This is a genomic window from Streptomyces sp. cg36 (genome assembly GCF_041080675.1).
Classification (GTDB): Bacteria; Actinomycetota; Actinomycetes; order Streptomycetales; family Streptomycetaceae; genus Streptomyces.
Genome location: NZ_CP163520.1, coordinates 4846686 through 4859124, shown reverse-complemented (window position 1 = coordinate 4859124; position 12439 = coordinate 4846686). Strand labels below are relative to the sequence as shown.

The window sequence follows — 12439 nt, the reverse complement described above, 5'->3', positions numbered from 1 at the left end:
GGCACCCGCTACCCGCACGTACCTCCGTTCAGGTGTTTCCACCCTCTCACTACCTGCAACGATGGAAGTTCGCTGTCAGTTCCGGTTTATTTCGAAAGATGCCGGAGAGGAGGCAACAACCGCAGCCACCACACCCGGCTGTGCGAATCCCGCAATTGCCGGGACTGGTAAGCCGCCGGCCGCCCCGGCACTCTCACCCATGGCCGCCTCGACGGCCCGCGCCGCCTCCACCAGTGACGCGCCCGTCGTCATGAGGTCGTCCACCAGGACCACCCGGCCGCCCGTCAGCAGCCCGTCGGCCCCGCCCCGCACCTCCAGGGCTCCCCGCAGGTTCGCCAGCCGCTGCGGGGCGCTCAGCCCCGTCTGGTCCGCCACCGCGCGCCGCTGGCGCAGCACCGCCACCACGCGCGCGTCCGTCCCCGAACGGCGCAGCTCCCCGGCCGCCGCCAGGGCGATCCGGCGCGCCGCGTCATGTCCCCGCGCCCGCACCGCGCGCCGCGCCGACGGCACCGGCACGAGCAGCAACGGCCCGTCCCGGGGCACGCGCGCGGCGGCCCGCACCGCGCCCGCGAGCGCCTGCCCGAGGACTCCGGCCAACCCCAGGGCGCCACGCTCCTTGTGCGCGAGCAGCACGGCCCGTACCGCGTCCTCGTAGACCGCCGCCGCGTGGACGACCGGCAGTCCGGCGGGCTCGGGGGCGGGCCGGACCCGTCGCGCCCGCACATCGAGCAGCGCCGCCGCGCACCGCTCGCACAGCGGCGTACGGGGACTGCCGCAGCCGCCGCAGGCAACCGGCAGCACCAGCCCGGAGATCTCCTGCCACCATCCCCGCATGGCATCCACTGTGCCAACCCGAAGGCGACCCGGCCACCCCTGTGGACAACCGGCCCCGGACGGCCGCGGAGGCCGCCGGGACGGCTGCCGACGGCCGGGACGGACGCGCCCGGGCCGGTCCGGACCGGCGAGCCCGGACGGAACGGATCAGCCCGGATAGACCGGCGAGGAACCCTTCTTGACCGCCGTCTTCCAGGTGGCACCGGGCGGCAGCCGGACGATGCCGTCCTCCCGCGAGTGCGCCACCAGCGGCAGCCGCTCGTCGTCCGCCGCGGCGATCTCGGTCACCCGGTTGGCGCCCGGCAGATTGCCCGCCGCCGCCATCGAACCGTCCGTCTGCATGTACCGAAGCTGCTGCTGGAGGCCGCCGGACTCCTTGCCGACCACCACCAGACGGCTGCGACCGGCCCAGGACACCGCCGTCACGTCCTCCATCTGCGGCGCCCCGGGGCGCAGTTCCACCACGGAGACCTGCGGATGCTCGGGGTCGCCGATGCGCTCCACCCGCCCGATCCGCAGCGTCGTGTGCCCGTCCTCGGTCACCAGCAGCGCGATCCGCACCCCGTCGGCCGACATCCGCACCTGCTCGATGTGCGCCCCGTTCAGCCCGGCGACATCCACCACCTGCGGCTGGCCCGCACCGTGGTCCAGCCGGAGCAGCCGGGGCTGGCCGGGGTCCCGGTCCGCGACCCACAGATCACCGCGCCCATCCCAACTCGGCGCGGAAAGACCGTCCTTGGAGTCCTTGCTCTTGCTGGTGACCGGCGTCTTCACCAGCTCGCCGTCGGTCACGATCGGCGCCACGTACAGGGAGCGCCCATCGGTGGACACGCCCGCCGCACGCCGCTCCGGCCGGTCCACCGCGACCGTACGGAGCGGCTGCTCAAGCCTGCCGAACGGTCCGGGCACCAGCTCGGTGACCACATCGCTGTCCGTGTCCCCGTCCGCGCTCTCGCTCGCGTCGGCGCTGTCCCGCGCGCCCGCGCGCATCCGCGCCAGCCGCCCCTGCGCGTCCAGGAAGTACTGGCCCGGCTTCGTCGACGTGCGGTCCGGCGCGTAGTCCTCGGCCTGGTCGCCGCCGAGCACGCACAGCTGCGAGCCGTTCGCCCGGTCCAGCTCCACCTGGCCGACCCGGGTCGCCGTCAGGTCCCGCAGGGTGAACAGCAGTTGGGCCGCCATCTTGCGGCACTGCGTCCCGCCGACGTTGGACGCCCGCTCGTTCAGCGGGACCTTCAGCGCGTTGCGGTCGTCGAACGAGAGCGACTTGGTGCCCTCCTTCAGCGCCGTACCGCTCGGGAAACGCGAAGCCACCACCGGCCGCAGCCAGTTGGTCGGCCCGTCCAGCACCGCCATCACCGTCTGGGTGACCAGGTTCATCTGCGTCTCGGGGTCATTGCGCTGCCGCACGTACACCGGGTCGGCGACCAGCCGGTCCTGCCCCGCGGCGAAGTAGTACTTGTTGACGGAACGGTAGATGCGCTGGAAGTCCGACTGCCCCAGCAGGAGCCCCTCGGGCAGCGAGTCGATGCGCCACTCCTTGCCGCCCGGCCCGCTCTGCCGCACCAGGTGGATCGTCTCGTTGTACGTCGCCTTGGACCTGGCCGGCTGGTACGCGTGCTGTTTGTCCACCACCGCGACCGGCTTCCCGGTCACCGTGAAGGTGAAGCTCGAACTGTCGCCCTTGTCGTTGACCCGGTTCGGCTGCGGGTTCGGCCCGTCCGCCAGCACCGTCGTGGACTGGTCCGGCTTCCAGCCGCGCGCCGCCTGCGGCGTCAGATACTTGCGGGCCGTCGCGAACTGCGGGTCGTCACTGGTCATCGCCTCCAGGAACCCGTCGACTATCTCGTCGGCCGCCGCCCCCTCGCGCGGCGGCACCGCGTACACCTGCACCTGCGAGTCGGCGCGCTGCGACGCCTGCACCGCGTGCACGTCCCCGCTGTCGGGCATCGACGCGCACCCCGCCACCAGCATCCCGCCACAGCCCAGCAGGGCCGCCGACCGCAGCCGACGGCCGCGGTCCCTCCCCCGATCAGCGCCCACGAGCCGATTCCTCCTGGTCCGCGGCTGCGTCGGCAGCCGCTCCGTCAGCGGCCTGCGAAGGCAGGGACTCGCCGTCGCCCCGCCGCTCCGCGGGCTTGGACACCACCCTGGCCCCGCCGCCACCGGGCAGCGCGGTCGGGTCCGCCGCCGGACCCGACGTCCTGGGCGGCACCGGTGGCCGCGGCGGCACGGGCAGCGCGGAGCGCGCGGTGGCCGGCTGGACCGGCACGCTCGCCAGCCGCAGCCCATTGCCCTGCTCCGCCGGAGCGCCCAGCCGGGCGCGCTCGCGGGCGGCCCGCGAGTCCTCCGGCTCCAGCGGTATCGGCGATCCGCGCAACGGCTCGTCCGCCGTACGCGGCAGCGTCAGCCGGAACTGGGAACCGCCGCCGGGCTCGCCCCACGCCTGCAGCCAGCCGCCGTGCAGCCGCGCGTCCTCGACCGCGATCGACAGGCCCAGACCGGTGCCCCCGGTGGTCCTGGCACGCGCCGGGTCGGCCCGCCAGAAGCGGTTGAACACCCGGGTCGCCTCGCCCGGCTTCAGACCCACGCCGTAGTCGCGCACCGCGACCGCCACGGCCCCTCCGGCCGCGGCCATCCGCACCACCACGTCGCGGCCCTCGCCGTGCTCCACGGCGTTGACCACCAGATTGCGCAGCACCCGCTCGACGCGGCGCGCATCGGCCTCGGCGATCACCGGCTGGTCGTCGCCGACCACCCGTATCCGCGTGCCCTTGCGCTCGGCGAGCGGCTCGGCACCCTCGATCACCCGGCGTACGACATCGCGCAGGTCTATCGGCTCGGCCTCCAGAGCTGCCGCGCCCGCGTCGAAGCGGCTGATCTCCAGGAGATCGGCCAGCAGCGACTCGAACCGGTCCAGCTGCCCGGCGAGCAGCTCGGCGGAGCGCGCCGTCACCGGATCGAAGTCGACGCGCGCCTCGTGGATGACGTCGGCCGCCATCCGTACGGTCGTCAGCGGCGTCCGCAGCTCGTGCGACACGTCCGAGACGAACCGGCGCTGCATCCGCGACAGCTCCTCCATCTGCTGGATCTTGAGCTGGAGGTTCTGCGCCATCTTGTTGAACGCCTCGCCCAGACGCGCGATGTCGTCCTCGCCGGAGACCTTCATGCGCTCCTGGAGCTTGGCGGCGGACAGCCGCTCGGCGATCTGCGCCGCCATCCGCACCGGCGTGACGACCTGGCGCACCACCAGCCAGGCGATCGCGCCGAGCAGCACCACCAGGAACAGCCCGGCCGTCGCCAAAGTGCCCTTGACCAGGCTCAGCGTCTTCTCCTCCTGCCCCAGCGGGAAGAGGTAGTACAGCTGGTACGCCTGACCGTCGACGTCCTTGAGCTTCGTCCCGATCACCAGCCCCGGCTTGGGCTCCTGACCGTCCAGATACTTGATCGAGGCGTACGTCTTGTACGAGCCCGTCCCCTGGTCCACGGAGTCCCGCAGGCTCTGCGGAACGCTCGCGAACGGGTCCACACCGCCCGAGGCACGCGGGCCGCGGTTGCTGGAGCCGCCGTCCTCGGAGTCGGCGCTGAGCGCCACCACGTAGAACGCGCCCTGGCCGCCACTGGCCAGCTGCGTGACCAGCTCACTGCGCCAGGTCACCGAACTGCCGGCCCGCCCGTCCGAGCTGCCGTCGTCCTGCCCGCCCGGCGCCGCCGGGGCGCTGGCCTTGTCCTTGGCCACGGCGAAGCCGCCCGCGGACTGGCTCTCGGACGCCTTCTCCTTGGTGACCAGCAGCCCGTTGCGCACCTGACCGATGACAACGAACCCGAGCAGCAGGACCACACCCAGCGACATCAGCAGGGTGGAGGCGACCACCCGCAGCTGGATGTTGCGCCGCCACAGCCGCACGGCGGGCAGCAGCGGACGCCGCACCCAGCGCACGAAGAGCCTCAGCACGGGGCTTCCGGGCGTCCCCTCCTGAAGGATCCGCCCGCCCCACGACGTCTTCCGTCCCTCACCAGCAGCCCGCCCCCCACGGACCCCGGACTTCCCGGGCTTCGGAGCAGCACCACCGCGGGACATGTCAGCTCGGTCCGGCCTTGTAACCGACACCACGGACGGTCACCACGATCTCCGGACGCTCGGGGTCCTTCTCGACCTTCGAGCGGAGCCGCTGGACGTGCACGTTGACCAGCCGGGTGTCCGCCGCGTGCCGGTACCCCCACACCTGCTCCAGGAGCACCTCACGGGTGAACACCTGCCACGGCTTGCGTGCCAGCGCGACCAGCAGGTCGAACTCCAGCGGCGTCAGGGCGATGGACTGCCCGTCCCGCTTCACGGAGTGACCCGCCACGTCGATCACCAGATCGCCGATCGCCAGCTGCTCCGGCGCCGGCTCCTCGGACCTGCGCAGCCGCGCCCTGATACGGGCGACCAGCTCCTTCGGCTTGAACGGCTTCACGATGTAGTCGTCCGCCCCGGACTCCAGGCCGACCACCACATCCACCGTGTCGCTCTTGGCGGTGAGCATCACGATCGGCACCCCGGACTCGGCCCTGATCAGCCTGCAGACCTCGATGCCGTCCCGTCCGGGCAGCATGAGGTCCAGCAGCACCAGGTCCGGCTTGGCCTCACGGAATGCCGCCAGTGCCTTGTCGCCGTCCGCTACGAACGACGGCTCAAAACCTTCTCCACGCAGCACAATGCCGAGCATCTCGGCCAGCGCGGTGTCGTCGTCGACGACAAGGACGCGTCCCTTCATGAAAGTCATCATCCCATTAGCTAATCGTTACCCGGCGTGACCTGGCACACAGCTCTCTCAGCCCGCCCCCGGTGACCGGGGAGAGCACACCTTCCTCGGTGACGATCGCCGTCACCAGCTCGGGGGGCGTCACATCGAACGCGGGGTTGTACGCCTGCGTCCCCAGCGGCGCCACGGGCAGCCCGGCGCCCGTCCCCCACCCGGCCGCCGACACCTGCGGCCCGGTGAGCTCCGTCACCTCCTGCCCCGGACGCTGCTCGACCTCGATCGACGCCCCGTCCGGAGTGTCCAGGTCCACCGTGGTGACCGGAGCGACCACGATGAACGGCACGTGGTGGTACTTGGCGAGCACCGCGAGCGGATAGCTTCCCACCTTGTTCGCCACGGAGCCGTCGGCCGCGATCCGATCGGCCCCGATCAGCACGGCGTCCACCTCCCCGGCCGCGAACAGCGAACCGGCCGCGTTGTCGGTCAGCAGGCTGTACGCCATGCCGCTGCGCGCCGCCTCGTACGCCGTCAGCCTCGCCCCCTGCAGCAGCGGCCGTGTCTCGTCCACCCACAGCCGCCGCAGCCGGCCCGCCCGGTGCGCGGCGAGCGCCACCGCGAACGCGGTCCCCTCACCGCCGGAGACCAGCCGCCCGGTGTTGCAGTGCGTGAGCACCTGGTGGCTGCCGCCGGGCAGCAGCTCGTCGAGCAGCGCCAGACCGTGCGCCGCCATCCTGGTGCTCCCCTCCGCGTCCGCCCGGTGCAGCTCCCGCGCCGCCGCCAGGGCCGCCGCCCCCGCCTCCTGCGGACCGGCGCCCTTGTCGAGCGCGCCCCGGTATGCGCCGAGCGCCAGCCGCACCCCGTACCCGAGGTTCACCGCGGTGGGCCGCGCCCCCGCCAGCAGCGCCGCCGCCTCCTGGACGTCGAAGCCGCGCACCCCGGCCAGCGCCACCCCGTACGCCCCGGCGATGCCCAGCAGCGGCGCCCCGCGCACCGCCAGCGTCTGGATGGCCCGCACCAGGCCCGGAACATCCGTACACACCAGCTCGACCTCTTCGGCCGGGAGCCGGGTCTGGTCGAGGAGCACCAGCACCGGCCCTTCCGGCGGCTCGTCCCAGCGCAGCTGGGGCAGTGCCGACGGCTCGGAGCCCACGATGGATCGCACGTCCTGATCAGCCATCCGCCCAGTCTGCCTGGTGAGCCACCGACAATTGAAGGTGCCAACGAGATACGGGGGCCGGTCCGCGGCCCGGAACCGCATGGCACGATGGCTGCCAACCCCCGGGAACCGGCTCGCACAGCCGGTCCCACGACCAATCCACGAGGTGGACGACCGTGAACGACTCTCCGGGCTGGGCCTCGCCCGGATCGGCCCCCGACGGCGAGGACTCCGGCACCACCCGGCAGCCCGAGCCCTCCGACCGGGCCCGCGCGTCCTCGCAGTGGTCCCAGAACCAGCCCCCGGCGGGCCAGTGGTCGCCTCCGGCCGCGGGACCGGGCCAGGGGTCTCCCCCGCCCCCGCCGGGCGCCCCACGGCCCCAGCAGGGCGGCTGGGGCCCGCCCCCCGCTCCCGGCGGCAACTGGAACTCCGGCTGGGGCCGCCCGCCCGCCGCCAAGCCCGGTGTCATCCCGCTGCGCCCCCTGGGCGTCGGCGAGATCCTCGACGGCGCGGTCTCGACGATGCGCGCCCACTGGCGCACGGTCCTCGGCCTCACCCTCACGGTCGCCGTGATCACCCAGATCGCGAACACCCTCGTCCAGCGCTACCTGATGCCGGACCCCCCCGACATCGACCCCAACGCCACCGGCAGCGAGGCCCTGGACCAGGCCGTCGACTCCATGCGGTCGAGTCTCGTCGCCCTGCTCCCCGTCGCGGTCCTGGCGCTGATCGGCACCCTCTTCGTCACCGCCGTCCTCACCGTCGTCATCAGCCGCTCCGTGCTGGGTCGCCCGGTGACGCTGCGAGAGGCGTGGACGGAGGCCCGGCCCAGGCTGGCGCCCCTGCTCGGGCTGCTCCTCCTGCTGCCCCTGATGGCCGGAGCGATCTTCGCGGTCGGCATCCTTCCCGGTGCCCTCATCGGCTCCGCGGGTGGCGCGGCCCTGGCCGCACTCGGCGGACTGGCCGCGGCCGTGGTCGCCGTGTGGCTGATGATCCAGTTCAGTCTCGCCGCGCCCGCGCTGATGCTGGAGCGGCAGGGGCTGACCCAGTCGCTGCGCCGCTCCGCGAAACTCGTCCGGGGATCGTGGTGGCGCGTCTTCGGTATCACCCTGCTGACGCTGCTCCTCACCTTCATCGTCTCGATGATCATCGAGATCCCGTTCACCGTGATCGGCACCGTCGTCGACGACGGCGGCGCCAGCAGCCTCTTCACCGGGGGCGCCGGCGACCTCGGCTGGCCGTTCCTGATCATCACCGGGATCGGTGCCGTGATCGGATCCGCGATCACCTACCCGATTTCCGCCGGCGTCGCCGCGCTGCTCTACATCGACCAGCGCATCCGCCGCGAGGCCCTCGACCTCGACCTCGCCCGCGCGGCAAACCTGCCGGGCTACGAGACCTCCGGGAGCTGATGCGGTGTCCGCAACGGGGGGAACGGCCCTGGTGGGGCTGCTCGTCCGGGCATCCGCCACCCCGCCGGTGGACACTCCACGCGTCCCCGCCCGAGAGGCGGCCCGCCGCGAACTGTCCAAGCCGATGTACCACGAGAACGACCCGAACCTCCTGGAACGCGCCCTCGACCGCTTCTGGAAGTGGGTCGGCGGCCTGTTCGACGCCGCCTCGGGCGCCGCTCCCGGCGGCGCACTCGGCCTGGTCGCCATCGCCGTGTTCGTACTGGCCCTGGCCGCCGCCCTGTGGTGGCGGCTGGGGAACCCCCGTCGCACGTCGTCCCCCCATGGCGCGGTCTTCGACGAGCGCCCGCGCAGCGCCGCCGAGCACCGCGCCGCCGCCGAGGCCCATGCCGCCGCCCGCCGCTGGACCGAGGCCGTCCAGGAACGGATGCGCGCCATCGTGCGCTCCCTGGAGGAACGCGCCCTCCTCGACCCGCGTCCGGGCCGTACCGCGGACGAGGCCGCCGCCGAGGCCGGTCGCCCCCTGCCCGGCCAGGCGGACCGACTCCGCGCCGCCGCCCGAGAGTTCGACGACGTCACATACGGCGGTCGCACCGCGACCGAGACCGCGTACCACCGACTGCGCGACCTCGACACCGACCTGGAACGCACCAAGCCGGAACTGACCGCCTTCGCCGGGCAGTCCGCCGCCGACAGCGCCCCTGTACGGGGAGGCGCCGAATGACCGACACACCGGTCTCCACCGCCGCCCCGACAGCCGCCGCGACCTCCCTCGACGCGACGCCCCGCCAGCTGTGGACGCGCACACGCGGGCTGCTGCTCGCCGCCGTCATCCTCGCCGTCGCGGGCGTCGCACTCGCCGCCACCCGCTCGGGGGACCAGCACGGCCGACTCGACCCCCGCTCCGCGGACCTGTACGGCAGCCGTGCCGTCGCCGAACTCCTCAAGGACCGAGGCGTCTCCACCCGCGTGGTCACCACGCTCGACGAGGCCACCCGCGCCACCGGCGCCGACACCACGCTCCTGGTCACGGTCCCGGACCTGCTCACCCCGTCGCAGCAGCGCCGTCTGCACGCGGCCACCGACCAGTCCGGCGGACGCACGGTCCTGCTCGCCCCCGGCTCCCCTTCCCTCCCCGTACTCGCCCCCGGTGTACGGGAGCAGGGCTCGGCATCCGTTGCCGCCCGCCAGCCCCGCTGCTCCCTGGCTCCCGCCACCCGTGCCGGCGCCGCCGAGACCGGAGGCGTCCGCTACGAGACCAGCGGCCAGGCCGCCGAACTCTGCTACCCGGCCGGAGGACTGCCCACCCTGGTCCGGCTGGATGCTCCGGCCCAAGGCGACACCGTCCTGCTCGGCGCCCCCGACATCCTCTACAACCACCGCCTGGACAAGCAGGGCAACGCCTCGCTCGCCCTTCAACTCCTCGGCTCCCGCCCTCATCTGATCTGGTACCTCCCCTCACTCGGTGATGTCTCGGCCACCGACGGCGGCGACCGCAGCTTCTTCGACCTCATTCCGTCCGGCTGGCTCTGGGCCACGCTCCAACTCGCCCTCGCGGCAGCCCTGGCCGCCATCTGGCGCGCCCGCCGCCTTGGTCCCCTGGTCACCGAACGGCTCCCGGTGGCCGTCCACGCGTCCGAGACGACCGAGGGCCGCGCCCGGCTCTACCACAAGGCCAACGCCCGCGACCGCGCCGCCGACGCCCTCCGCTCGGCCACCCGCACGCGCCTCGCCCCCCTCCTCGGCGTGCCCGCCTCCGCGGCGCACGCTCCCGAACTCCTCGTCCCCGCCGTCTCCGCCCGGCTCCCCGGCACCGAACGGGACCTCAGATTCCTGCTCTTCGGCCCGGCACCGGCCGACGACGCCGCACTGGTCCGCCTCGCGGACGAACTCGACGCCCTCGAAAGAGAGGTACGCACCCCATGACCGACCGAACCCCGGCGACCACCGCGAACCCGGACAGCGCCCGCGCCTCCCTGGAGGCCCTGCGCGCCGAGATCGCCAAGGCCGTGGTCGGCCAGGACTCCGCCGTGACGGGCCTGGTCGTGGCCCTGCTGTGCCGGGGCCACGTGCTGCTCGAAGGGGTTCCCGGTGTCGCCAAGACGCTCTTGGTCCGTGCGCTCGCCGCATCTCTCGAACTCGACACCAAGCGCGTCCAGTTCACGCCCGACCTCATGCCCAGCGATGTCACCGGCTCGCTGATCTACGACGCCCGTACCGCAGAGTTCTCGTTCCAGGCCGGCCCGGTGTTCACCAACCTGCTGCTCGCCGACGAGATCAACCGCACCCCGCCCAAGACCCAGTCTTCGCTACTGGAGGCCATGGAGGAGCGCCAGGTCACGGTCGACGGCACACCTCGCCCCTTGCCCGAGCCCTTCCTGGTCGCGGCGACGCAGAACCCCGTCGAGTACGAGGGCACGTACCCGCTGCCGGAAGCCCAACTGGACCGCTTCCTGCTCAAGCTGACGGTGCCGCTGCCCTCGCGCGCGGATGAGATCAACGTCCTGACGCGCCACGCGGAGGGCTTCAACCCGCGCGACCTCCAGGCCGCAGGCGTCCGCCCCGTCGCGGGAGCCGCGGACCTCGAAGCGGCTCGCGCCGCCGTCGCGAAGACAGCGGCCTCCGCCGAGATCACCGGCTATGTCGTCGATATCTGTCGTGCCACGCGTGAATCCCCCTCACTCAGCCTCGGGGTGTCCCCCCGCGGCGCCACCGCACTTCTCTCCACCGCCCGCGCCTGGGCCTGGCTCACGGGCCGGGACTATGTCATCCCCGACGACGTGAAGGCACTGGCCCTTCCCACTCTTCGCCATCGCATCCAGCTGCGTCCCGAGGCGGAGATGGAGGGCGTCACCGCCGACTCCGTCATCACCTCGGTCCTCGCCCACGTCCCCGTTCCCCGCTGAGGCCCCGGCCATGGCTCTCACCGGACGCACCGCGCTGCTCGCCGCGCTCGGCTCCATTCCCGTCGGCGTATGGGCACCGAGCTGGGCCGGCATGCTCGCGGTCAACGCCCCCCTCACACTCGCAATGATGTGCGACTACGCCCTCGCCGCGCCAGTGCGTAAGCTCCAATTCACCCGAAACGGTGATACGTCTGTTCGACTCGGTGACGCCGCCGAGGTCGTTCTCACGGTCACCAATCCCTCGGCGCGCCAGCTCCGTACCCAGCTCAGGGACGCCTGGCCGCCCAGCAGTTGGCCCTCCGGCCCCGCAGCCACCGAACCGGACCCCTCACGGCACACGTTGACGGTCCCGGCAGGCGAGCGCCGCCGTCTCACCACCGTCCTCCGCCCAGCCCGACGCGGCGACCGCCACTCCGAACGCATCACGATTCGCTCGTACGGGCCTCTCGGCCTCGTCTCCCGGCAGGGCAGCCACCGCGTCCCCTGGACCGTACGCGTCCTGCCGCCGTTCACCAGCCGCAAGCACCTGCCTTCCCGGCTGGCCCGGCTGCGCGAACTCGACGGCCGCACCAGTGTGTTGACCCGGGGCGAAAGCACCGAGTTCGACAGCCTGCGCACCTACGTTCCCGGCGACGACACCCGCTCCATCGACTGGCGAGCCACCGCCCGCCAGAACACCGTCGCCGTACGCACCTGGCGCCCCGAGCGCGACCGCCACATCCTCGTCGTCCTGGACACGGGCCGCACCTCGGCCGGCCGCGTAGGAGACACCCCTCGCCTCGATGCCGCCATGGACGCCACGCTCCTCTTGGCCGCCCTCGCCTCCCGAGCGGGCGACCGTGTCGATCTCCTCGCGTATGACCGCCGCGTACGCGCCCAGGTCCAAGGCCGGGCGGCCGGTGAACTCCTCCCCAGCCTGGTCAACGCACTTGCTCCGCTGGAACCCGCCCTCGTGGAAACGGATGCCCGAGGCTTGAGCGCCGCAGCGCTCGCCAACGCTCCGCGCCGCTCCCTGATCGTGCTCCTGACCAGTCTGGACGCGGCTCCCGTCGAGGAAGGGCTGCTCCCGGTCCTCCCTCAACTCACCCAGCGCAACACCGTCCTGGTGGCCGCCGTCGCCGACCCTCACATCGAGGAGATGGCGAAGGGCCGGGGCACGGTAGAAGCGGTGTACGAGGCCGCCGCAGCCAGCAGAACAAGGGAACAGCGCCGCCGCACGGCCGAGCAGTTGAAGCGCCATGGCGTCACCGTTGTGGATGCCACTCCAGAAGAACTCGCTCCGGCACTCGCCGATGCGTATCTGGAGCTCAAAGCGGCGGGACGGCTGTAACAGCAAATGATCCGGCGATGCCGACTTCGGTCCAATGCGGGCGATGCCGGCAGAAA

The 12439-nt window shown here is 72.7% G+C and carries 10 protein-coding genes; 5 read left to right on the top strand and 5 right to left on the bottom strand.

Annotated features, from left to right (window positions below; all coding sequences use genetic code 11):
• Positions 1-75: 75 nt before the first annotated feature.
• From AB5J87_RS21530 to mtnA, 5 genes are all read right to left on the bottom strand, one after another.
• Entirely contained in the window at positions 76-834 is a 759-nt protein-coding gene (locus tag AB5J87_RS21530) for a ComF family protein (protein ID WP_369378523.1), read from the bottom strand.
• A 147-nt stretch (positions 835-981) separates the two neighbouring features.
• Positions 982-2874 (bottom strand): LpqB family beta-propeller domain-containing protein, encoded by a 1893-nt coding sequence (locus tag AB5J87_RS21525; RefSeq protein ID WP_369378522.1) that lies wholly within the window; start codon positions 2872-2874, stop codon positions 982-984.
• Complete coding sequence (gene mtrB, locus AB5J87_RS21520) at positions 2864-4912, bottom strand: MtrAB system histidine kinase MtrB (protein WP_369378521.1); 2049 nt, start codon at positions 4910-4912, stop codon at positions 2864-2866. The genes AB5J87_RS21525 and mtrB overlap by 11 nt, the downstream gene beginning before the upstream one ends.
• A 1-nt stretch (position 4913) precedes the next feature.
• Entirely contained in the window at positions 4914-5603 is a 690-nt protein-coding gene (mtrA, locus tag AB5J87_RS21515; RefSeq protein ID WP_188278465.1) for a two-component system response regulator MtrA, read from the bottom strand.
• Positions 5604-5607: 4 nt separating this feature from the next.
• Positions 5608-6756 (bottom strand): S-methyl-5-thioribose-1-phosphate isomerase, encoded by a 1149-nt coding sequence (gene mtnA / locus AB5J87_RS21510; protein ID WP_369378520.1) that lies wholly within the window; start codon positions 6754-6756, stop codon positions 5608-5610.
• 155 nt (positions 6757-6911) lie between these two features.
• On the opposite strand from mtnA, the gene AB5J87_RS21505 reads away from it, so the two are divergent.
• From AB5J87_RS21505 to AB5J87_RS21485, 5 genes are read left to right on the top strand one after another with little or no spacing between them, the layout of a single operon-like run.
• Positions 6912-8147, top strand: a complete 1236-nt coding sequence (locus AB5J87_RS21505) for a glycerophosphoryl diester phosphodiesterase membrane domain-containing protein (protein WP_369378519.1) — start codon at positions 6912-6914, stop codon at positions 8145-8147.
• Positions 8148-8151: 4 nt separating this feature from the next.
• Entirely contained in the window at positions 8152-8871 is a 720-nt protein-coding gene (locus AB5J87_RS21500) for a DUF4129 domain-containing protein (protein WP_369378518.1), read from the top strand.
• Positions 8868-10073, top strand: coding sequence for a DUF4350 domain-containing protein (locus AB5J87_RS21495; protein WP_369378517.1), 1206 nt, complete (start codon positions 8868-8870; stop codon positions 10071-10073). The genes AB5J87_RS21500 and AB5J87_RS21495 overlap by 4 nt, the downstream gene beginning before the upstream one ends.
• On the top strand, positions 10070-11053 hold the full coding sequence (locus tag AB5J87_RS21490; protein ID WP_369378516.1) for an AAA family ATPase: 984 nt from the start codon (positions 10070-10072) through the stop codon (positions 11051-11053). Before AB5J87_RS21495 ends, AB5J87_RS21490 begins: the two co-directional genes overlap by 4 nt.
• Positions 11054-11063: 10 nt before the next feature.
• Positions 11064-12383, top strand: a complete 1320-nt coding sequence (locus AB5J87_RS21485) for a DUF58 domain-containing protein (RefSeq protein WP_369378515.1) — start codon at positions 11064-11066, stop codon at positions 12381-12383.
• The last annotated feature ends 56 nt before the right edge of the window (positions 12384-12439 follow it).